Source organism: Deinococcus sp. QL22, from assembly GCF_023370075.1.
Classification (GTDB): Bacteria; Deinococcota; Deinococci; order Deinococcales; family Deinococcaceae; genus Deinococcus.
This window is the reverse complement of sequence record NZ_CP097149.1, coordinates 2,983,504-3,005,767: the sequence shown is the minus strand read 5'-3', so window position 1 is coordinate 3,005,767 and position 22,264 is coordinate 2,983,504. Positions and strand designations below refer to the sequence as shown.

The window sequence follows — 22,264 nt, the reverse complement described above, 5'->3', positions numbered from 1 at the left end:
TACCCGCCCCCGACCTCTAAAGGCAGGCCTCACGATTCTGGAACGCTGGCCGCGTTTGGCCCGTACACTGAGCCATCATGCCCCGCTTTCATAATCAACACTCGCACCAGCAAGACTTGCATAACCAAGCCAAGCCCCGCCTACGCCCATTTGCCCTGTTGCTGCTGCTCATGGCGGCCTTTGTGCTGGCTCTCGGAAGCCTGACCCTGCAAGGTTCGGCCTCGGCCCAATCCGGCGGCGGCTTTGGCGGCAGCAGTTCGGGCGGGTCTTCGGGCGGTGGGGGAGGCGGCTACAGCGGCGGCGGTGGAGGCTACGGCGGTGGATACGGGGGCGGCTATAGCGGCGGCGGTTACAGCGGCCCGATTATCGTCAATACGGGGGGCGGCGGCTATTACGGCGGTGGGGGCGGCGGCTTCGGCTTCATCGGGCTGATCATCTTCGGCTTCGTGGTGTTTTCGGTGGTGGGCGCCATGCGCCGCAGCATGGCGGGCGGCGGGGCACGCGCCCTCACACGCGGCGGCGGGCTGGCGGGCTTTAGCGGTACGGCGCAGGCGGTCAGTGTGCAACTGCTGATGGCCGAGGGCGACGAAGTGAAGAAGGCGCTGCAACGTGTGGCCCAGTCCGGCGACCCCGACAGCAACGAAGGCCTTGCGCGGATGCTGCAAGAAGCTGCGCTGGTGGCCCTGCGTCACCCTGACCGCTGGGTGTACGGCAACGTAGAACGCGCACAGGGAGCCGCCAACGCCGCCGACTCGCAGGTGGGCGCGTGGGCCACCGAAGCCCGCTCCGCCTTTACCGAGCAGACCACCAGCAACTACCAGAACAAAGACGTGAACACCGGCTTCGAGCAGCGTAAAGACTACAAAGCCGACCACGATTCCGGCGACATGTATCTGGCCGTGACCATTGCCATTGCCGCCCACACCCTGGAGAACTTGCCCCCCGCAGGTGTCACCAACGCCGCCGAAGCCCGCGCCGCCCTGAACGCGATCAGCAGCGTGGCCCCCGGCGACCTGATCCGCGCCGAGGTGGTCTGGAGTCCAGATGCCGAGGGCGAGTTTCTAAGTGAAGATGACGCGATTCAGAAGTATCCGAAGCTGACCAAGTTGTAAAGACCGTCAGTGGTGAGTGAGCCAGATCAGAGATCGTAGAGGGTAGATCGTGGAGTGTGGAAAACGCCCAACTACGATCCACCCTTTCCATTTAGTTTTTCTATCCGTCGCTGGGCGTCCGCTTCTTCGGTTTGCTCGCCGCGAATTTCGCCAGTTTGGCCGTCATCGCGGGCGGCGTGTTGGTCAGGATGTTGCGGGCGGCCGGGTTGCGGGCGGCAAAGTCGGCCACGCGGTTCATCATGGTGTCAAACACGTCCTGCGGCATATCCAGCGCGGGGGTCAGGCGCACGGTGCGCTTGCTGCTGAGGCTGAGGTTGCCCATCACGCCGCTGCCGTGCAGTTCGCGCAGGGCCAGAATCGCGGTGGCCTCGAACACCAGTTCTTTCAGGATTTCGGGTAGGGGCAGCCCCAGCATGGGCTTAAACTGCATCGCCAGCAGCAGGCCCTGACCGCGTACATCCTCCAGCAATCTGGGGTACTCGGCCTGAATGGTTCTTAGGCGGGCCAGTCCCAATTCACCCAGTTTTAGGCTGCGGGCGGGCAGGTCGTTGTCCATCAGGTATTCCAGCGACTTCAGGCCCACCGCCATCGCCATCGCGCCGCCGCCGAAGGTATTGGAATGGCGTTTGCTGCTCAGGCCGCCCAGCATCTTTTTGTAAATGGGGTGCCGAACGATGGTCGCGCCCACTGCGGTCATGCCGCCGCCCAGCGGTTTGGCGAGCGTGATGATGTCGGCATCCAGCCCCTGCGACGCCGATTCAAACCAGTGCCCGGTGCGGCCCAATCCAGTCTGGATTTCGTCAGCAATGACCACTATTCCGTACCTGCGGCACAGGTCGCCCAATCCGCTCAGGAATCCGGCGGGCGGAATGTTCACGCCGCCTTCTCCCTGAATGGGTTCCACCACCACGCACACCACGTTGTCGGGGCCGACGCGCCGGATCAGGCTGGTCAGCGCGGTCAGGTCGCCGTATGGACAGGTCAGCGCCCCCGGTACGAGTGGCCGGAACACATCCTGATATTCGGGATTGGGCGTGAGGCTCAGGCTGCCCAATGTTTTGCCGTGGTAGCCGCTGGAAAACGAAATCTGAAACTTGGCTTTGGGCCGCCACGCCTTGGCAAATTTCAGTGCGCCCTCTATAGCTTCGGTGCCGCTGGAGCAAAAGAACACCTGCGAATCGGCGTGGCTGGGCAGTTCGCGGGCCAGCAGGCGCACCAGATTGGTTTGCAGCGCGGCTCGCCAAGGCCCTGACGATTGCTGCGGCAAGCCCATCGCCCGGTTGCTGGTCAAAAATTCCTGCAAAAAGTTGGTCAGCACAGGCGGCATCTCGCCAAAGGGAGTGGCCGCGTAGCCCGATGCATTGATGCGCCGCACGCCCGCCTCATCCTCCAGTTCCCACGGCGTGACCCGCGAAAACGGTCCAGCCAGCCCCAATAAATCCAGCCCGTACAGGAGTTCTTCGTTGCCGAACTGCTGATCGAGGTGCCGCGCCGCTGCTCCGGCAAATGTTTCACTCAGGACGTCTGAGGTGCGAATAAACCTATCGGGAAGGCCAACAGTCATGCGGGCCAGTCTATCCGCACGGGCAGGGCCGCGCCGGATGTGTTCACATCAGGCGGACGATTGGCCACGGACGCCCTATTCTTGGCCCATGCGGATTGTCCGAATTCAGACCGAAACAGGGCCACACTGGGGCCAACTCGACACCGACACCATCCACCTCACACGCGGCGTGGCTGGGGAGCGCACCGGCCAAGCGGTGCCTTTGGCTGGGGCAATGCTGCTGGCTCCTGCTGAACCCAGCAAAATTGTATGTGTGGGCCGCAATTATCTGGATCACATCCGGGAACTGGGCAACGATACGGCAGGCCTACCCACCGAACCCGGTATTTTCCTGAAAGGCCCAAATGCGCTGGCCGAACCTGGCGGCACGGTAGAGAAGCCCGACTGGACAGAGAGTTTCCACTTTGAGGGCGAATTGGCGCTGGTGATGGGCAAGCAGGCGCGGAATCTGACGTCCGACAACGCGCTGGACGCCGTGCTGGGCTACACCTGCGGCCTAGACCTGACTGCCCGTGACCGCCAGAAAACCGATCTGCAATGGTTCCGCGCCAAAGCTGCTGACCGTTTTTGCCCGCTGGGGCCTTGGCTGGAAACCGACCTGAACCCGGCTGATTTACGCTTGCAAACCCGCGTAAACGGCCAGACCCGGCAGGATGGCCGCACCAACCAGATGATCTTTGACGTGGTTCAGATTCTGACCTACATCACCCAGTTCGTGACGCTGGAACCCGGCGACGTGGTGCTGACCGGAACCCCCGAAGGCGTGGGGCCACTGGAGCGCGGCGATAGGGTAGAGGTTGAAGTGCAGGGCGTGGGCGTACTGACAACCCTGATCAGCTAGTACTATGGCCGGATGGTTGATCTAGACGTTCATTTGGGCGAGATTCGCTTTAACTCCCGTGTTGCCGTCTTGGTTGTGCGTGACAATCACATTTTGCTCAACCGATTTGATGGAGCAACATTCTGGTTTACGCCGGGGGGCCGAATCGTGACGGGCGAATCCAGCGAGCAAGCTGCCCGCCGCGAATTCTTGGAAGAAACAGGCGCAGTCTTGGATGAACTGCGGCTGGCTCTGGTGGCTGAAATCTTTGGGCAAATTAAAGGCCAGAAGATACACAACTTAGAGTTTTACTATATTGCCACTGGTATTCCAGAGCTTCCTAACGGCGGTTTTGCCAACATTTCGGATGATGGCGTGACATTCGAGTGGTTCCCGCTTGACGGCCTTGAGCAGCTAGATATACAGCCCCCTTCTTGGCACAGATGTTGCCTTTTCTACTCACCTCGCCAGAGGTGCAACATGTGGTCCATTACCGGGAATAGGCGAGAAAGCCCTTATCACCGTCCCCGCCCAAGTCAGTGTGAGGCCGTCGTCCACGCAGTGGGCGGGCCAATTCCCACTTGGAATGAACTGACGATTCCGCTTCAAGCGAGGGAGTCAGCCGACTCAAAATGCGACAAGATCAATCCTGCCGAGCGCAGTGACAACTCCCCTGTACCCTTCGGGGGTGGGAAAGTCCAACGTGGAAGAAGACAGACCCGCTCGCCTTCATCCAATGGGGGCCATCCGAACGCCAGCCGCCACCAAGCGTAACGCCATAGACCATGATTTCGCCCCCCGCCGCGCTACGCTGAGGCCGTGCCACAACTCCGCCGCGTGCCCGCGCTCCTGGTTGCCCTGACCTGGGGTCTAGCCTCTGCCAGTCCTGCCACCGACTTGTTCGATACCGTGACCAAGGCGCTAGAAACAGGCTATTACGGCTGGTCTACGGTAGACCGGGTGGCGTTGGCCCAAAAGTACGCACCCATTCTGGCCGAACGTTGCGAGGCACAGGCGGAAGCGTGCGATTTCGGCACAGGCCGGGCTGTGATCACCGACATGCTGAAGGAATTGGGCGACGCCCATACCAATGTGCGCGACGCGGAGGGCGCGGAACGGCTGGCCGAGGTCAGCCAGAACAAGTCGGTGCCGCGAACCGGAGCGCGGGTGAGCCGGGTGGCGGGCGGCCTGCTGGTGGTGTCGGTGATGCCCGGCAGCCCCGCCGAGCGTGCCGGAGTGCGCCGCTTCGATCTGCTGACCCAGGTCAATGACGAGCAGGCCGGAACAGATCAGCCGATTGGCCCCACCGAATTTGTGCGGCTCGAGCGGGCCAACATGCCGATCACGGTAACGGTGCGGCGTGCAGGAACCCCAGAGCGCAACCTGACCCTCACGCCCCAAAATTTGCAGGCCCGCGACGAACCGACCCTGAGTTGGGTGGGCGAGGGTGGACGCACGGCGCTGATTCAGTACCCCACCTTCCTGTCCTCCGACAGCGCCGAACTGTTTCTGGCGCGGGTGGGCGAGGCCAAGCGGGCGGGCGCTGAAGCACTGATCGTAGACCTCCGCTACAACGGTGGCGGCAGCCTGAACGAATGCGTGGCGGCCAGCAGTGTCTTTGGCCCTACCGTGTACCGCGCCCGCTTCGAGCGTGGCGGCTTTACCTACGGCGGCCTGCTTGGAGATGAGGTTATGTCGCCGGTAGCGCGGATGGCCCGCCCAGACTGGGCTGTGTGGAAACAGCCAGTGGCCCTGCTAATTGGCCCGAATACCGCCTCGTGTGCAGAAGTGTTCACTCACTATGCCCGGTTGTCTGGAGCTACCGCCATTGGCGAAGTGACACGCGGCGTCGGCAACAGCGGCGTCAACTTCAGGCCCCTACCCGATGGCGGCGTACTGGGGCTGACCATCCTGAAGGCCTTTGACGCTGCCGACAACCCCCTGCCTGACCGGATCACCCCCGACATTCTGGCCCCCACCGACATTGCAGCCCTGACCAGTAAAGGCCAGGACACCACGCTGGACGCTGCGCTGGGCGCACTGAAAGCTCAGGCGTCAGCTCCAGCTGCCATAGCCACTAACCCAGCGCCGGAGAAGCCCACTGCGCCGCCGAAGCAGGGATTAGACGGAAGATAGGCTAGTGAAGGTGTGGTAGCCGGTCTATCTACCTGCTGACTACTCTGTAAGCTGCTTCAAAACAGAGCATTACCCGGCCTCTCCACCTTCCTGACGACGCGTTCCTCATGCCATACCTTTACACTTCAGTCAGGTTATGGATTCTTTGAAGGCGCTCGCGGCGCACGTTGGTATCGCGGATTTGTTTGGACTGGGGTTTTTCAGCGTCCTACTCACGTTCCTCACGGCATGGGTGTTCACCTGGCGTTTTATTCCAAGCGTGCGGGCCTTTGCTCTCCAGATGGGCTGGGCCGATCAACCCAATGCCCGCAGGCTCAACAAGGAGCCACTGCCCAATGCAGGCGGGCTGGCTATTTTTGCCGGATTTATCCTGAGTGTGGTGGTGGCGTGGGCGCTGCGCCCCATCGTCGTAGAGGTTGTGAATATTCAGGTCTTGGCAATCCTGCTGGGCGCGTCGCTGCTGGTACTCACCGGCTTCATCGACGATCAATTCGGCCTGTCGCCGCTGTCGCGCCTGCTGGTACAAACGCTGGCGGCCTTCCTGCTGATCGTCAACGGCCTGCGAATAGACCTGAACGCCATCCCCTTCATTCCTTCAATGCCCGACGCCCTGAATATCGTGCTCAGCAACCTGATTACGGTGGTCTGGATCGTGGGCCTCACCAACTCCGTGAACCTGCTGGACGGCGTGGACGGCGTGGTGGGCGGCGTGGGTTTCGTGGTCAGCATGGTGCTGCTGTTCACGGCGGCCCAGTTTCCTGACCGGGCGGCAGCTGTGATTTTGCTGGCTGGACTCGCGGGCGCGACGCTGGGCTACCTGCGCCACAATTTCAATCCCAGCCGCATCATCATGGGCGATACCGGCTCGTATCTGATCGGGTATACGTTGGCTGCCGTGAGCCTGCTGGGAACCCTCAAGTTCAGTGCCGGGGCCAGCCTGCTCGTGCCGCTGATCGTGTTGGCGTTGCCTGTGCTGGACACCACCCAAGTCGTCATTGGTCGACTGGCACGCGGCATCCGTAACCCGCTGGGCCACCCCGACAAGACCCATATTCATCACCGGGTGTTGGCCCGCACCGCCAGCGCCCGCCGCACCGCTGTTATTTTGTGGGGGGTGTCGCTGGCCTGCGGGATGCTGGGCATGTGGCTGCAAGGCGTGTCCGGCAGCGTAATTCTGCTGACGGGCGTGGTGGTCTCGGCCTGCCTGTGGTTCGTGGCTCACCGCCGCATGCGTGCCCAGCCCTCCGAGGCTCAGTCCTCTGAAGCTCAGGCTGCCCCGATTCAGACAGATGTTCCCCGTCAGCCGGAAAACTGAGATGATGCCCCAGATGTCTGCTGCTGATTTCCAAACGCCTGCCACTAAAACCATCGTCCTCGCCTTTGGCACTCGTCCCGAAGCCACCAAAATGGCCCCCGTCTACGCTGCCATCGCCGCCCATCCGGGGTTGCGGCCCCTGATTCTGTCTACTGGACAGCAACGCCAGATGTTAGACGGTGCGTTGGCCGTGTTCGGCCTCACGCCCGATGAAGACCTGAATGTGATGACGGATCGCCAGACGCTGGCCGACCTGACCGCCCGCATCGTGCCGCCTTCGGGTAAGTTGCTGCGCCAGATGGGAGCCGATATGGTGCTGGTTCACGGCGATACGTCCACGTCGTTTTGTGTGGCCCTCAGCGCCTTTTACGAGGGCATTCCGGTGGGGCATGTGGAAGCGGGCCTGCGCAGCGGCAGCCTCAGCGAGCCGTTCCCCGAAGAAGCCAACCGCCGCCTGACCGGAGTCCTGTCCACGCTGGATTTCTCGCCCACGTCGGGCAGCAAAGCCAACCTTTTGCGGGAAGGCAAGGCTCCCGGCAACATCGTGGTCACGGGTCAAACGGCGGTCGATGCCGTGCGAGAAGTGGCGGGCCGTGTGCCCCTGCGCCCCGACTGGCAGGCCCGCGTGCAGGCGGGTCAGCGTCTCGTGACCGTCACCATGCACCGCCGCGAAAACCAGCCCATGATGCGCGAGATGGCCGCAGCGTTGGCGCGGGTAGCGCAGGCCTTCCCCGACACCCACTTCATCTACCCCGTTCACCTCTCGCCCGCCGTGCAGGAAGCGGTGCGGCCTGTGCTGGGGGCGCTGCCCAACTTTGAACTGACCGATCCATTGGACTACAGCGATATGGCTCCGCTGATGGCCGCCAGTGCGCTGCTCGCCACCGATTCGGGCGGCCTGCAAGAAGAAGGCGCGGCGCTGGGCGTGCCCGTGGCCGTGCTGCGTAACGTGACCGAGCGCCCCGAAGGAGTCGAAGCGGGCGTACTGCGCTTGGCTGGAAACGACCCTGCGCAACTGGAAGCCGTGCTGACCGAACTCCTCGGCAACGAGGCGACGCTGGCCGCCATGCGAGCCGCCCGCAACCCTTACGGCGACGGGCAGGCGTCCGGGCGCATCGCAGCGGCGATTGCCTGGCACTTTGGGCTGGGGGAACGGCCCGAAGACTGGGGCTGAGGAGCAAACGTAGACAGTGGAGCTTAGAACGTGGTTTTGGCTGTTTCCACGTTTTAAGCTCCACGATCCTGTTTTAGACCCGCTTTTCCCTATACCACCGAATCAGCGCGTTTGTACTGCTGTCATGCGCCAGCTGCGGTTGCTCCTCACTGCCCAGTTCCGGCACGATTTTTCCGGCCAGCACTTTACCCAGTTCCACGCCCCACTGGTCGAATGGGTTGATGTCCCAGATGGCTCCCTGCACGAAGACCTTGTGTTCGTACAGGGCGATCAGCGCCCCCAGAATGCGCGGCGTGAGTTGGTGGGCCAGCAGGGTAGAGGTGGGGCGGTTGCCGTCAAAGACGCGGTGGGGGGCGAGTGCCGGATCAATGCCCTCGGCCAGCACGGCGTCCAGCGTTTTGCCGAAGGCCAGCGCCTCGGTCTGGGCGAAGACGTTTGCCATCAGGAGGTCGTGGTGGGTCAGGCCGCCCTGCACGGGCATGGGGTTCAGCGTGCGGGCAAAGCCGATAAAGTCGCAGGGAATCAGCTTGGTGCCCTGATGAATCAGCTGATAGAAGGCGTGCTGGCCGTTGGTGCCGGGTTGTCCCCAGATCACCGGACCAGTCTGGTAATCCGTGACCGCACCAGAGAGCGTGATGTGCTTGCCGTTGCTCTCCATGTCCAGTTGTTGCAAGTACGCGCTGAAGTGCGACAGGTATTGATCGTAGGGCAAAATGGCTACGGTTTCTGCACCAAAAAAGTTGTTGTACCAGACGCCCAAGACGCCCATCAGCACGGGCAGATTGGCCTCCAGCGGCGCAGTCCGGAAGTGTTCGTCCATCTCGTGAAATCCGGCCAGCAATTCGCGGAATCCGTCCGGCCCGATGGCCAACATCAGGCTCAGGCCGATGGCGCTGTCCATGCTGTAGCGCCCGCCCACCCAGTCCCAGAAACCGAACATGTTGGCGGTGTCTATGCCGAATTTGCCCACGGCGTCGGCGTTGGTGGATACGGCTACAAAGTGCCGCGCCACCGCTGCGTCGTCGCCCAAAGCTGCCAGCAACCAAGTGCGGGCGCTTGCCGCATTCGCCATCGTTTCCTGAGTCGTAAAGGTCTTGCTCGACACGATCACCAGCGTTTCTTCGGGGTTCAGGTCACGCACCTTTTCGGCCAAGTCGGTGCCGTCCACGTTGGACACGAAGCGCAGGGTCAGATCGCGTTGGGCGTAGTGTTTCAGGGCCTCATACGCCATCACCGGGCCAAGGTCAGAGCCGCCGATGCCGATATTGACGATATTGCGAATGGGTTTGCCCGTAAAGCCCAACCACTGCCCGGCCCGCACGGAGTCGGCAAAAGTCGCCATCCGGTCAAGCACTTCATGTACATCCGGCACCACATTCTTGCCGTCCACCATCACCGCCGCGCCGCGTGGGGCACGCAGGGCGGTATGCAGCACGGCGCGGCCCTCGGTCACATTGATTTTCTCGCCCGCCAGCATCGCGTCGCGCTTGGCTTCCAGGCCAGTTTCGCGGGCCAAGTTTAGTAGCAGCGTCAGCGTTTCGTCGGTTACGCGGTGCTTGCTGTAGTCCAGATACAGGCCCGCGCCCTGGGCGTTCAGTCGCTCACCACGCACAGGATCGGCGGCAAACAGGTCGCGGAGGTGGGTATGCTTGAAGGCCGCAAAATGGGCCGTCAGGGCTTGCCAGGCGGGAAGGTGGGTCAGCGCGGCGGGGTTCGACATGCGCTGAGCATACCCCCGGCCCTACCCCCCCGCGTCGGCGCTTGCCTGAACACCTTCTAGATGTTCGGCTAGATATTCGGCGAGGTGTAAGGCCAATAGGCTGGTCAGCCTTTCAAAGAATGCACAATCACATTGGACGCTTCCAGCGGCTCCAGCGTGACCCGCGCCGACACCTGACCGTCTATGCTTGCCACGCTTAGGCCTGGCGCCAGTGCGCCGTGCATAATCAGCGTAAAGCGGTCTTGCCAGTCACGCAACACCTCACGCTGGTTGCGGTGGCCGCCGTGCAGCAGGGCCAGCAGGCAAGCATCGACAAACAGCGATGCCAGGAACTGAGTGTTGGTGTCGGGCCGAATATGCCCCTGATGGCGCATGGCGATCAGGACGGGTTCCACCAGCGCCACCAAGGTCACGGCGGTACGAATGTCGTGCATGGCGGCAGGCGTCCCCGGATGGGCCGGAGCGTCTGCCGGGGCGTCGTGGTGTCTGGCCCCCAAGACGGCCTGTCCCACTGCGCCAACCAGATGGCGGTAGCGCACGCCCAGGTCGGCCATTCTTGCCGTTACCTGTCCCCACACCGCCTGCGGCGGGCTACCCGCACCCAGCCGCCGAATCGCCTCGTCGCGGGTGTCGGTCACGGTGCGCTCGAAGTGGGCCAGCAGCATATGAATCTTGCTGGGGTAATAGCGGTAGAGGTTGGTACGGCTTACAAACGCGGCGCGGGCGATGTCCTGCGCGCTGGTCTGGTCCAGGCCGCTGCGGGCGAACAGTTCAAAGGCGGCGCGGGCAATGCGTTCGCGCCGGGCGTCGTCTTGCTCTTCCCGGTCGACTTTCATAGGCGGGTCTCCCCAGTCTTGCCTCTCACGGTTTCACAATACCGCGCCGCTGCCCAGCGCTGCCTGACTAAGCCTTACTCTCCAGATGAGATTGTGTTCATGTTGTTGTGAAGTCTCCACCTGGTCAGAGCCGATAGAGCCACTCATCCCTTCTGTTCATCCAAGAACGCACCAAAACGAGTGCTAAACTTCTGGGGTGTTCCGCGTCGGCCCCCTGACCTATTTTGTGCTGGTACTCGCTCTGCTGGTGCTGGGATATGCTGCGGTAACCGATCAACAGGGCTTGTTGGCAGGATCTGCATTGGTGTTGGCCGCCGCGTCTTGGCCGCTGGGCGGCATCTGGCGCTGGACAGCCCTGGCAGTGTATCCAGCCGCTTTTTTGGCGACTTTGGTCTTGCCCGGTTCGGCCCCCACTGTTCCCGAATTGTTGGGGGCGCTGTGCGTTATTGGCGGCCTTGGCCTATTGACCCTGCGCGAGCAAGCGTCGGTGCGGGAAATGGCGTGGCAGCACAACACCATAGACGCCCTGCGGGTGGGCAGCGAGCGACTGGCCGACGCCCGTGACGCCGACGCGATTATCCGCGCTGGCGTGGGCATTTTGGACAAATTGCGGGTGGCTCCCAACCTGGCCTTCGTGGCTTACCGCAAAGGCACGCCGCATATTCTGGCGGCCAAAGGCGCATACGAAGTTTTTTTAGAGCAGCCTATTCACCCCAGCGACAGCGACAGCCGCAGCGTACAGGCCGACCACTGGGTGGCCGAAGAAGCCCTGACCCTGCTGCCCAAAACCCAGCGTCAGAAATACCATGTGGCTCCCGTGTACGGGCGGGCCACCACCCACCTCGGCGTGCTGATCATTACCCGCGCCGAAGACCGTGACTTTGACGAGGACGAAAAGAGCGTCATCGCCTCGTTTGCCCGCCTCTTGGGGTCGCAGCTGGGGCAGTGGCAGGCCATCAGCGATCTGCGCGATGCCAACGAAGTTACATTGAGGTCGCTGGGAGCCGCGCTAGAGCGCCGTGACGACGACACCGGCGGGCATACCAGCCGGGTGGTCAGCATGAGTGTGCGCCTTGCTCGCCGCATGAGCTGGGACGAAGATCAGGTCAAAGCCCTGCGCTGGGGCGCGTATCTGCACGATTTGGGCAAGCTCGCCATTCCAGACCGGATTCTTCACAAGCAAGGCCCGCTGGACGCTGGAGAACGCCGCATTATTCAGACCCATACCACCGTGGGCTACGACATGTTGCAAGACCTGCATTTTTTGCCCGCAGAGACGCTGGATTTGGTGCGCTATCACCACGAACGCTGGGACGGCACGGGCTACCCCGCCGCACTGCGCGGTCAAAACATCCCCGAAACGGCGCGGGTCTTCAGCATCGTGGACGTGTTCGATGCGCTGACCAACGCCCGGCCCTACAAGCCTGCCTGGACACGCGAACGCGCCCTGAACGAGATCAGGATGCAGGCGGGCCGCCAGTTCGATCCGCAGTACGTCGATGCGTTCCTTCGAATGATGGCCGAACACGACGACGCCCGCTTGGTATCGTAAGTTGCAACAATCAAAGATGCCGGATTCGCCGTGACGGTCACACAGTTTTCAAGTATGGGCTACACGCGAATGGCTGGAAAAGGGCGAACTGGTACGCTATCCGGTGCGGTTGGACTGGTTGGCTGAAGCGCAGGCATACCATATTCAGGTTCACTGGCCTAATGCTGAGCTGACCGTCGGAGCCAGCCAATGTGGGGCGGTGCTGGTTGCGTTCGTGGCGCGTCATCTGAAGTTGCCTGTAGCGTTCGGGAGTCTGCAAGACAAGCAAATGACGTTTCATGGGGACTTGCTCTGACTCCCAAACATCTGCAATCCCACCAGATGTTCGTCCATCGCTGCCAGCCCGTACTCTTTGCCACTCGCTCCGCTCGGATGATTCGCGAGAATCATCGCAATTTGGTATCACCGCATCAATATTCTGGACTCTCCACAGCGGATGGTGGGGGTAGACGACCTGATCAGCACAGGCACGGACGCCCGCCTGTTGGTGGCCGGAATGCGGCGGGCAGGCCATACCGTAGTGGGCCTGAGTGTCTGGACGGTGCGCGAGACGGCACTGCTACCCCATGTGCCTGTGCTGACGCTGTGCCCGCACCCCTATCAAACATTTTCGGCCCCCACTTTTCCCGAGTGTGCATCGGGCGAGGCCGTGCGCTGGGAGCAGGTGCGCGAGTGACCCTGCTTTACCTCAACGCTTCCAAGTCGGCCCGTGTAGGCGCGTAGGCTCCGGCACGGGCACAGGCGGCAGCGGCAGCCCGAAGTCCGACTTGCAGGTGGTCGTTCCAGAGGGCGTCCGGATGCTCGGTGGCGCTGACCAGCATTCCAGCGCACAGGGCGTCGCCCGCGCCCACCGTGTCCATAACCTGTACGGGTGTGGTGGGCAGGTCTAGGCGGCCCGCCGACTGAAACAGGGTCGCGCCCGCCGCGCCGCGTGTAATCACGATGGGCGAACGGGCATTCATGCCGCGCAACTCGCGAAGGGCGTCGTCTTCGCTGAGGCCGGGGAAGAACACCCCTAAATCCTCATCGCTGAGCTTGATCAGGTCGGCGCGGCGCATCACGGCCCCGAACACGGCGGGATAGTCGGGGTGGCGGTGAGAAATACGGGCGTTGGGATCGAAACTGATCTTGACGCCTGCCGCCCGCGCCGCTTCTATCAGGCCCAGAAGCGTATCGGCCAGCGGCCAACGCGCAAGGCTGATGCCGCCCACATGCAGCCAGCGGGCCGCGCCCAGCCAGCCATCGGGGAGAGCCGTGGGGTCGAAGTGCAAGTCGGCGCTGTTTTCGCCCAAAAAGCGGTAGGCGGGCGGTGACTTGGAATACACCACCGCCATCAGCGTCGGCGCGGGCGCACGCTGCAAAAAGCGCGGATCAAGGCCCGCTTCCAGAGATTCGCGCAGGAGGTCGTCTCCAAAGTTGTCTTGCCCCACCGCACCCGCAAAGGCACTGGGAACGCCGAGCCGCGCACAGGCTCGCGCCACGTTCCAGCCTGCCCCTCCGGGATGCGCGTTCCAGACGTTTCCGCCGCCAGTTACGAGGTCGGTCAGTGCTTCCCCAGCACTCACAATCAAGGGCAATGTCATACGCGCCTACTTTAGAGCATCGGCCCAATTTGGGCGGCTGTGTTGCCTAATCGCACCAGAGTATGGATCAGGCCGTTCCAAGGGCCGCCACTATCAGCCGCCCCTTGAGCTTTTCTTCATTCTGTTTATCCGTCTACTCATTATCAGCACAGCCGGGTCACACTAGGGAATGGCTGCCTCTCCGTTTCCGGCCACTCCAACGGCCTCGTCCACCTCGCTTGCAGGTGTGGTGGTCACCGGTGCTGCACGCGGAATTGGCCGGGCCATCGCAGAGTTGTACGTAGAGCGCGGCCATCCGGTACTCGGCGTAGACCTGAATTTGCCGCCGCTGCTGAAGGGCAGTTTGCGTTTGAGGGCCGACGTCGCCAGTGCTGCGGGACGCAACCGCATCGCCCGCGCTGCCCGTGACCTGGGTGGCGTGGGCCTTTTGGTCAACAATGCCGCCTATCAGGGCGCACACGGCGGCGTCCTCGATGTAAGCGCACGCGGTTGGTCACGCGCCCTGAACGTAAACCTGAGTGCCCCGCTGCTGCTGACCCGCGAGCTGATCGACCTGATGCCAAGGGGGAGCGCCATCGTCAACGTGGCGAGTGTGCAGGGACTGTTGGCCGAGCAGGGCAACGCCGCATATAACGCCAGTAAGGGCGGCCTGGTCAACCTGACCCGTGCGATGGCCCTCGACCTCGCGCCGCGTGGGGTGCGCGTCAATGCAGTTGCCCCCGGCGCGATCAGTACCGAATCGGTGTTGCAGGCCATAGCCGCGAGCGCCGACCCCGAACAGACCCGCCGGGATTACGAAGACCTCCACGCCCTGCGCCGCCTCGGAGAGCCGCGAGAAGTCGCGCAGGCCGTCTACTTTCTGGGAAGTGAAGAGGCCAGCTTTCTGACAGGCGTTATTTTGCCCGTAGACGGCGGCATGACCGCCAGTTTTATGATGGCGGGTAGACCGGTTTAGCCCTTCACATGCGCCGCCTGCCCCAACTCAGCAGGCCGATGATCAGTGTAAAGGCAGTGAGCGCCAACACCGGAATGGTGATGATGGAATTCAGGCCCGCCAGTGCGCCGCCGCCCCAGATAGGCCACTGCACGTCGCAGCCGGCGGTGGTCTGGCCGACTCCGCACACCTTGAGGCTCTGAATGACGCCCCAGTCTTCTAGGTTGTGAATCAGGGCCACCACCCAGCCCACTGCGGCGAGTGGCAAGGCGTAGGCGCGAATGTTCAGGTCGCCCCGCAGTGCCGCGATGCCCAGCAGCAACGCCAGCGGATACATGGCGATGCGCTGAAACCAGCACAGCACGCAGGGAATAAAGCCCCGCGATTCGCTGAACCATAGACTGCCGATGGTGGCGAGCAGGGCCACCACCCACGCCAGATACAGGCGGTTGTCACGTGTCATGGCCTGCGCCCTAGTTCATCAGGGCAGCGTCTATAGCGGCGCTGACCGAGGCGGTGGCGTAGCTGTCCACCAATTTGCCGTTCACGTAGATGGCGGGCGTTCCGGCGACTTTGGCGTCCACAGCCTGCTTCTCGTCGGCATCCACAGCGGCGGCAGTTTCGTCATTGTCGAGGCAGGTGGCAAATTTGGCGGTGTCTAATCCTTCCACGTTGGCGGCCAAGTCTTTCAGGCGGCTTTTGGTGGCCCACACTGCCGATTCGTTTCCCTGACCTCGAAACAGCACCGCTTTGTAGCTCTCGTGCAGGTCGTTGCTCTGTACAAACGCGCACTCCACGGCTTGCGCAGCGAGTTTGCTGTCGTCGGTGGGCAGGCGGGCACTCTGCGCCAGGAACGGGTAGTTGATCGACACCAATTTTGCCTTGCCTGTGTCAATGTATTTGGTCTTCAGTTCGGGCAAGAATTCATCCTCGAACCGTTTGCAGTTGGGGCACTTGAAATCCTCGAAGACCACCATCGTCACGGGTGCGTCGGCCTGCCCCAGCACCGGCTGACCCGACAGATTGAAGTTGACCGATTGACTGGAGCCACTGGGTTGACCGCGCACGGCGAAGAGGGCGATAGCGATGAGGGCAGCAGCCAGCAGAGTGCCGATCACCAGAATGGTGCGGTTGGGGTTGGTTCCTTGAAGACGGGTCATGGTGCGGCCAGTGTACCAACCGGACAGATGAGCGGAGCAGAACGCTGAGGCAAGTCATTGGAGCGAACAAAAACGCCCCTCTGGACGGGCCGAGAGGGGCAGGGTGAAGAGAGATAGGGTGAAAAGGGATAAGGTTCAGGTCGTCAGTTCCGGCACGCCCGACAGTCTGGCTGCACGGCGTCTGGCACGGCGTTTAATTAAACTGTTGATGATCTGCCGTACAAAGCTGAAGCCGAGGCCCACCAGCATGGCCAGAATCGCCGTGCGCTGAAATTCCGGGTTGGCGGGCAGGGTCAGCGTGGGGTCTATTCTGGGGCCAAAGCGGCCCACCGCCAGCAGTGTCCCCGCAAACAGCAGCCCCGCAAATGGCAGCACCAGCGGCCCGCCCGAATGCTTGATCAGCAGCAGGGCCATCAGTGCCCCGCCCACCAGCGGCACAATAATGAGCCATTGGGCAGGTGGTGCAGTTGGACTCAGGAAGGCCAGCCCTCCCAGCACCACACCGATATAGCCGAACCAGCCGCCAAATTCATCGGCCAGAATGACCAGCAATACCCACGCCAGCAGGCGCACCGGCCAGTCTCCGGGTGTCCACATAAAGTAGGCCAGCACCGCCAGCAGCGCCCAGCCGCCCACCAACCGCGCCACATCCAGCCATCCGGCGCGGCGTCGTGCAGCACGGAGCCGTTGGGCACGGGAGGGTCGCGCGGGAGTGGTGAAGTCTGAGGGCAAGTCAGGCGTGACCGAATCTCCCTTGGCTGCGTCTGACTTGGAGAGGTTTGGAGGAGGCGTGGTCATGGCTTACCCGTGATCATAGTTCACCATGACTTGAAGTTCACCCTGAATCATAGGTCACTCTTTTTGGCGCGTCCCTTGCGGGCGGGGGCAGCGGCCACCAGTTCACGCTCCGGTTCTTCCGACTCCGGTTCTACCACCGTCGCTGCCGCTTTCGCTTTGGCCGATGCCTTCTTGGCAGGAGCTTTGGCTTCAGCTTTGGCGGGTTTCGCGGCCACAGCTTCCGGTTCTCCGGCAGGCGTAATGCCCGGCACACGCCGCAGGTACGCGCCTGTATGCGATGTCGCGTGGGCGGCCAATTGCTCCGGCGTTCCAGTCGCCACCACCAATCCACCGCGCACGCCGCCTTCTGGCCCCAGATCGATGATGTGATCGGCGCACTTCATCACGTCCAGGTTATGCTCGATGATCAGCAGCGTGTTGCCGCCTTCCACGAGCCGTTGCAGCACTTCCATCAGCTTGCGCACGTCTTCAAAGTGCAGGCCGGTGGTGGGTTCGTCCAGAATGTAGATGGTCTTCCCGGTGGCCCGCTTGCTCAGTTCCGACGCCAGCTTGATGCGCTGCGCCTCGCCGCCCGACAGCGTGGTGCTGGGCTGCCCGATTCGCATATAGCCGAGGCCCACGTCACACAGCAGTTGCATCTTCCGCTCAATGGCGGGAATGGCCTCGAAGAACTCGCGGGCGTCCTCCACAGTCAGGTTCAGCACGTCGCTGATGGTCTTGCCGTTGTACTTCACTTCCAGCGTTTCGCGGTTGTAGCGCGCACCCTTGCAGATCTCGCAGGGCACGTAAATGTCGGGCAGAAAGTTCATCTCGATCTTCATCACGCCGTCGCCCTTGCAGTGTTCGCAGCGCCCGCCCTTCACGTTAAAGCTGAAGCGGCCCGCCTGATACCCGCGCCGGCGCGATTCGGGGGTACGGGTAAACAGGTCGCGCACCTCGGTAAACACGCCCGTATAGGTGGCCGGGTTGGAACGCGGCGTGCGGCCAATCGGAGACTGATCAATCTCGATGACTTTATCGAGATGCTCCATGCCCTCAATTCGGTCATAGCGGCCCGGACTGGTCTTCGCGCCGTTCAGTTCGCGGGCCAGGGTGGCGTGCAAAATGTCGTGAATCAGGGTGGATTTGCCGCTGCCGCTGGGGCCAGTCATCACGGTCATGGTGCCCAGCGGAATATCGATGCTCACGTTTTGCAGGTTGTGTTCGCGTGCCCCGATGACCTTCAGGCGCTTGCCGTTGCCGCGCCGCCGCTCTGCCGGAATCTCAATTTTCAGTTCGCCGCGCAGGTATTTCCCGGTCAGGCTGTGGGGGCTATCGCGCACCTCGGCGGGCGTACCTACCGCCACAATTTCGCCGCCATGCACGCCTGCACCCGGCCCCATGTCCACCAGATAGTCAGCTTCCATCATGGTGTCTTCGTCGTGTTCCACCACCAGCAGCGTGTTACCGAGGTCGCGCAGGTGCTTCAGCGTCCCGATCAGGCGGTGGTTGTCTTTGGGATGCAGTCCGATGCTGGGTTCGTCCAGCACGTACAGCACCCCAGTCAGGCCCGATCCGACCTGGGTCGCCAGCCGGATGCGCTGCGCCTCGCCGCCGCTGAGGGTGTTGGCGGTGCGGTCAAGGCTCAGGTAATCCAGCCCCACATCCACCAGAAATTTCAGGCGGGTGCGAATGGCCTTCAGAATCGGGGCGGCCACCGCTTCGCCAAATACGTTCAGTTTGTAGTCGTAGCGGGCGGGGGCGTGCGCTTTGGCCGTGCCGCCCAGGTGCCCGGCAAGGTGCGGCCCGACCGCGTCATGATCCAGCGTGCCTTCTTGCAACCCTGCAAAAAAGGCGTCGGCGTCCAGCACGCTCATGCCGCTGGTCTGCGAGATATTGAGGCTGCCCACCCGCACCGCCAGGATTTCGGGCTTGTAGCGCGTGCCCGCACAGGTGGGGCAGGGCCGAAGCTCCATCATTTCTTCCAGCTTTTCGCGCATAAAGTCCGATTCGGTATCGGCAAAACGGCGCTCCAGATTGGTAATTACGCCCTCGAATTCGGTCATAAAGCGCATGGTTTCTTTGCCTGCCCGCCGGTAGATCACCTCGAAGGGTTCGCCGGGGCCGTTCAGAATGGCGGTTTTGGCGGCTTCGGGCAAGTCGCGCCAGGGGGCTTTCAGGTCAAATTCCATGTGCTCCGACAGGGCCTTCAGTTTGTCCCAGTAGTACACGCCGCCGCCCGTGCCTTTCTTAGACCAGGGCAGGATTGCGCCCTCGGCAATGCTCAGCTTCTCGTCTACCACCAAATCCGGCGAGAATTCGTTTTTGTGGCCGAGGCCCGCGCAGTCGCCGCACGCCCCGTAAGGCGAGTTGAATGAGAAGGAGCGCGGTTCGAGTTCTTCCAGAACGCTACCGTGCTCCGGGCAGGCAAACTTTTCGGAATACAGTTCCTCGGCGCTTTCCCCGTCTGGGCCGCCTTCGGGCATCAGCACACGCAGCAGGCCCTCGCCCCGGCGCAGGCCGAGTTCCACGCTCTCGGCAATGCGGGTGCGGTCGCTGCCGCGCAGGGTCACGCGGTCAATCACCACGTCTACATCATGCTTTTCAAACTTTTCCAGCTTCAGCTTTTCAGCCTCGTCCAGCTCGTACAGCGTGCCGTCGACCCGCACCCGCGCAAAGCCCTCGCGCCGCAGGTCACCAAACAGCTTGCGGTATTCGCCCTTGCGCCCGCGAACCACCGGGGCCAGCAAAATAGCGCGGGCGTCCTCGTAGCCGCTCAGCAGGCGATCTGTGATCTCGCTGGGACTCTGTTTTTCAATTTTGCGCCCACAGACCGGGCAGTACGGCGTGCCCACGCGGGCGTACAGCAGGCGCAAATAATCGTGAATCTCGGTGACGGTGCCGACTGTGCTGCGGGGGTTGTGGCTGGTGGTCTTCTGGTCAATAGAGATGGCTGGAGATAATCCTTCGATGCCGTCCACATCCGGCTTTTCCATCAGGCCGAGGAACTGGCGGGCGTAAGCGCTCAGCGATTCCACATAGCGGCGCTGGCCCTCGGCATAAATGGTGTCGAAGGCCAGCGTACTTTTGCCGCTGCCCGATACACCCGTAATCACGATGAATTGGTCACGGGGAAGCTCTACCGTTACGTTTTTGAGGTTGTGTTCCCGCGCACCACGAACAATCAGGTTCTGCAAGTCGGAAGCTCCTTTGTTTTGACACTTTGAGGGCGGCCAGCACGCGCTTTACGGCAACTGGCAGGTTATGTCGGATGCATAAGGGAGCTGGCCCCCTTCGCTCTAAAACGGGCCATTCTAGCACTTTGGGGCAAGGTGGGGGAATGCCCAACCTCAGGGCTGGGGGTCAGGTGAAGGGGTTGAAGCGGGCCAACAAAAAAGCGCCCCACCCACACAGGGCAGAGGCGCTTTGGGGGAAAAAGCTTAGGCAGCGGCGGGTAGGGGCTGACTCGGCTCGTTGCGGCTTCCGGCTTTTTGCCAGAAGTACACGAGGGCGATCATGCTCAGCGCCCCCACGTTCCAGCTCAGGCTGGTGGGAATGATCAGAATGAACGATGCCACCAGCAGCAAAATAAACTGAACAGGGTTGGTCTTGCGGTGCAGGAAGCGCAGGGTTGCTGCACTGAACGCCACCAGCCCGATGAAGGCAAAGATGATCATGGGCACAGCTTCAGCCCACGGAACAGCACCGAGGGTGGCCTTGCCGTCCACTTCTGCGATCAGCAGCAGCACCGGGTTGAAGAACATCATGTAGGCCAGGAGCGCGGTACGGAGTTCGTACTGGAAGGCCTGAATGCCCGTTTTGAGCGGATCGCCGCCCGAAATGGCCGCTGCCGCGAACGCCGCCAACGCCACTGGCGGCGTACTGTCGGCCATGATGCCGAAGTAGAACACGAACATGTGTACGGGGAGCATCTCAGCGGGATTGCTCGTATCCAGACCCGCGATCTTGGCGATAATCGGCACGATCAGGGCGCTCATGAGGATGTAGTTGGCGGTGGTGGGCAGGCCCATGCCCAGAATAAGAGCGATCAATTGGCCCATGAACAGCACGACCAGAATCCGCAGAAACTCGTTGCTGAACAGGTTGGCGACGTTTTGCACCAGGTCGGCCAGCCCGAAGCCGAGGCCCGTAATGGTCACGATCCCTACGATGATTCCGGCGGCAGCGGTGGCAATGGCGATGCCGATCATGGAACGTGCGCCGCTTTCAAACGCTTCGATCAGTTTCTTGCCCCCGTCCATCAGGCTGCGGGCTGGGCTGCGGCCATCTTTGGTGCCCCAGAATACTTCTTGCAGGAACATCATCACGATCATGATGACGATGGTGGTGAGGGCCACGCGCTCCGGGTTGGCTTCCGGGTTAGAGGTCAGCACGCCGATCAGGTAGCCCAGCGGCACGAGGTAATACCAGCCTTCCAAGAGGGTTTTGCGAACAGGGGGCAACTCGCTTTTGGGCAGGCCCTTCAGGTTCAGTTTCAGCGCCTCGATATGAGACACCACCAGCAGCGCCGCGTAACACAGGAAGGCGGGAATGGCCGCCGCCAAAATCAGGGAGCGGTACTCGATGTTCAGGTTTTGGGCCATGATGAAAGCCGCCGCACCCATGACCGGGGGCATCAGTTGGCCGTTAGAACTGCTGGCGACCTCGATGGCTCCAGCCTTTTCGCGGCTGTATCCTGTGCGGATCATGGTGCCGATGGTGATATTGCCACCCGTGACCACGTTGGACACGGCGCTGCCCGAAATAATCCCGTTCAGGCCGCTGCTGAGGATGCTGGCTTTGGCCGCGCCGCCCCGGTAGCCGCCCAACAAACTCTGGGCCACGCGCATAAACCAGTCGCCTGCGCCCAGTTTGTCGAACACCGCGCCGAACAACACGAACAGGAATACGATTTGGGCACTGACGCCGATGGCCGTGCCGAAAATGCCCTCGGTGTTGGTGGCGAGTTGGCCCATCAGTTGCGGCCACGTGTAGCCGTTATGGAAGGGACTCTGAATAAACGGAATCAGGCCGCGCGATCCCATGAAGGCGAACAAGATGAAGGCCAGCGAGATCAGCGGCATGGCGATACCGAGGGTGCGCCAAGCCGTGAGCAGCAGCATGACCACGAGGGCGCTGCTGGCAATCAGGTCTAAGGGTGCATCGGCACGCAGGCCACCGTTGTTGGCGATGTTGGAATACTCCACAAAAAAGTAGAGTGCTGCAGCCGTCGCGAGGCTTCCCAACACCCAGTCTCCCCAAGGCACTTTGGTTTGAGGATTGCCCGGCGTTTTCCTGAACGGAAAGACCATAAAGGCCAGTGCAAAAGCAAATCCAAGGTGAATAGAGCGCAGCGTCGTCGGCACGATGGTACCCACATAAGCGGCGTACATCTGGAACAGACACCAACCGACTGCGATGACCGTGACCATCTTGGCCTGCCAGCCAAACAGCTTGCGCCCACCTGTCTCGGCGGCTTCCACCATCTCTATGGCGCGGCGTTCGCCTTCGGTCATTTCCTGTCCGGGTGGCGTGAGGCTGGGGTTGCTGCTGATGGGTCTTGTGGGGTCACTCATATTTA

At 62.1% G+C, this 22,264-nt stretch carries 18 protein-coding genes; 9 read left to right on the top strand and 9 right to left on the bottom strand.

The window, feature by feature from the left end; genetic code table 11:
• Positions 1 to 77 precede the first annotated feature (77 nt).
• Complete coding sequence (locus M1R55_RS14935; protein WP_371827119.1) at positions 78 to 1,112, top strand: DUF1517 domain-containing protein; 1,035 nt, start codon at positions 78 to 80, stop codon at positions 1,110 to 1,112.
• Positions 1,113 to 1,212: 100 nt separating this feature from the next.
• Here the strand turns inward: M1R55_RS14935 and M1R55_RS14930 are convergent, their stop codons facing one another.
• Positions 1,213 to 2,676: an aspartate aminotransferase family protein gene (locus M1R55_RS14930; protein WP_249392513.1), complete on the bottom strand. Its 1,464-nt coding sequence runs from the start codon at positions 2,674 to 2,676 to the stop codon at positions 1,213 to 1,215.
• 88 nt (positions 2,677 to 2,764) lie between these two features.
• Between M1R55_RS14930 and M1R55_RS14925 the strand changes: the two genes are divergently transcribed.
• The 5 genes from M1R55_RS14925 (at position 2,765) to wecB (ending at position 8,121) form a co-directional block, all read left to right on the top strand.
• Positions 2,765 to 3,517, top strand: coding sequence for a fumarylacetoacetate hydrolase family protein (locus tag M1R55_RS14925; protein WP_249392512.1), 753 nt, complete (start codon positions 2,765 to 2,767; stop codon positions 3,515 to 3,517).
• 12 nt (positions 3,518 to 3,529) lie between these two features.
• A complete protein-coding gene (locus M1R55_RS14920) occupies positions 3,530 to 4,270 on the top strand; it encodes an NUDIX hydrolase (protein WP_249392511.1) in 741 nt (246 codons plus the stop codon).
• A 45-nt stretch (positions 4,271 to 4,315) separates the two neighbouring features.
• Positions 4,316 to 5,632: a S41 family peptidase gene (locus M1R55_RS14915; RefSeq protein ID WP_249392510.1), complete on the top strand. Its 1,317-nt coding sequence runs from the start codon at positions 4,316 to 4,318 to the stop codon at positions 5,630 to 5,632.
• A 136-nt stretch (positions 5,633 to 5,768) separates the two neighbouring features.
• Positions 5,769 to 6,947 (top strand): MraY family glycosyltransferase, encoded by a 1,179-nt coding sequence (locus tag M1R55_RS14910; protein WP_249392509.1) that lies wholly within the window; start codon positions 5,769 to 5,771, stop codon positions 6,945 to 6,947.
• A gap of 13 nt (positions 6,948 to 6,960) precedes the next feature.
• Positions 6,961 to 8,121, top strand: a complete 1,161-nt coding sequence (wecB, locus tag M1R55_RS14905) for a non-hydrolyzing UDP-N-acetylglucosamine 2-epimerase (RefSeq protein WP_249392508.1) — start codon at positions 6,961 to 6,963, stop codon at positions 8,119 to 8,121.
• Positions 8,122 to 8,194: 73 nt separating this feature from the next.
• Here the strand turns inward: wecB and pgi are convergent, their stop codons facing one another.
• Together pgi and M1R55_RS14895 are read right to left on the bottom strand one after the other, a co-directional pair.
• Positions 8,195 to 9,841 (bottom strand): glucose-6-phosphate isomerase, encoded by a 1,647-nt coding sequence (gene pgi, locus M1R55_RS14900; RefSeq protein ID WP_249392507.1) that lies wholly within the window; start codon positions 9,839 to 9,841, stop codon positions 8,195 to 8,197.
• A gap of 104 nt (positions 9,842 to 9,945) precedes the next feature.
• Positions 9,946 to 10,677 carry a TetR/AcrR family transcriptional regulator gene (locus M1R55_RS14895; protein WP_249392506.1) on the bottom strand — a complete coding sequence of 244 codons (732 nt, stop codon included), beginning with the start codon at positions 10,675 to 10,677 and terminating at the stop codon, positions 9,946 to 9,948.
• A 196-nt stretch (positions 10,678 to 10,873) separates the two neighbouring features.
• On the opposite strand from M1R55_RS14895, the gene M1R55_RS14890 reads away from it, so the two are divergent.
• Complete coding sequence (locus M1R55_RS14890; protein ID WP_371827118.1) at positions 10,874 to 12,229, top strand: HD-GYP domain-containing protein; 1,356 nt, start codon at positions 10,874 to 10,876, stop codon at positions 12,227 to 12,229.
• A 436-nt stretch (positions 12,230 to 12,665) separates the two neighbouring features.
• Entirely contained in the window at positions 12,666 to 12,905 is a 240-nt protein-coding gene (locus M1R55_RS14885) for a hypothetical protein (RefSeq protein ID WP_249392505.1), read from the top strand.
• A 7-nt stretch (positions 12,906 to 12,912) separates the two neighbouring features.
• Here M1R55_RS14885 and M1R55_RS14880 read toward each other — a convergent pair whose 3' ends face one another.
• On the bottom strand, positions 12,913 to 13,812 hold the full coding sequence (locus M1R55_RS14880; RefSeq protein WP_249392504.1) for a carbohydrate kinase: 900 nt from the start codon (positions 13,810 to 13,812) through the stop codon (positions 12,913 to 12,915).
• A gap of 169 nt (positions 13,813 to 13,981) precedes the next feature.
• Here M1R55_RS14880 and M1R55_RS14875 point away from each other — a divergent pair, with 169 nt between their 5' ends.
• Entirely contained in the window at positions 13,982 to 14,767 is a 786-nt protein-coding gene (locus tag M1R55_RS14875) for an SDR family NAD(P)-dependent oxidoreductase (protein WP_249392503.1), read from the top strand.
• A gap of 4 nt (positions 14,768 to 14,771) precedes the next feature.
• Here M1R55_RS14875 and M1R55_RS14870 read toward each other — a convergent pair whose 3' ends face one another.
• The 5 genes from M1R55_RS14870 to M1R55_RS14850 form a co-directional block, all read right to left on the bottom strand.
• A complete protein-coding gene (locus tag M1R55_RS14870) occupies positions 14,772 to 15,209 on the bottom strand; it encodes a disulfide bond formation protein B (protein ID WP_249392502.1) in 438 nt (145 codons plus the stop codon).
• A gap of 10 nt (positions 15,210 to 15,219) precedes the next feature.
• Positions 15,220 to 15,906: a thioredoxin domain-containing protein gene (locus tag M1R55_RS14865; RefSeq protein WP_249392501.1), complete on the bottom strand. Its 687-nt coding sequence runs from the start codon at positions 15,904 to 15,906 to the stop codon at positions 15,220 to 15,222.
• A gap of 135 nt (positions 15,907 to 16,041) precedes the next feature.
• Entirely contained in the window at positions 16,042 to 16,704 is a 663-nt protein-coding gene (locus tag M1R55_RS14860) for a hypothetical protein (RefSeq protein WP_249392500.1), read from the bottom strand.
• Between the two features lie 47 nt (positions 16,705 to 16,751).
• Entirely contained in the window at positions 16,752 to 19,880 is a 3,129-nt protein-coding gene (uvrA, locus tag M1R55_RS14855; protein ID WP_249392499.1) for an excinuclease ABC subunit UvrA, read from the bottom strand.
• A 243-nt stretch (positions 19,881 to 20,123) separates the two neighbouring features.
• Positions 20,124 to 22,259 carry a TRAP transporter permease gene (locus M1R55_RS14850; protein ID WP_249392498.1) on the bottom strand — a complete coding sequence of 712 codons (2,136 nt, stop codon included), beginning with the start codon at positions 22,257 to 22,259 and terminating at the stop codon, positions 20,124 to 20,126.
• Positions 22,260 to 22,264 lie beyond the last annotated feature (5 nt).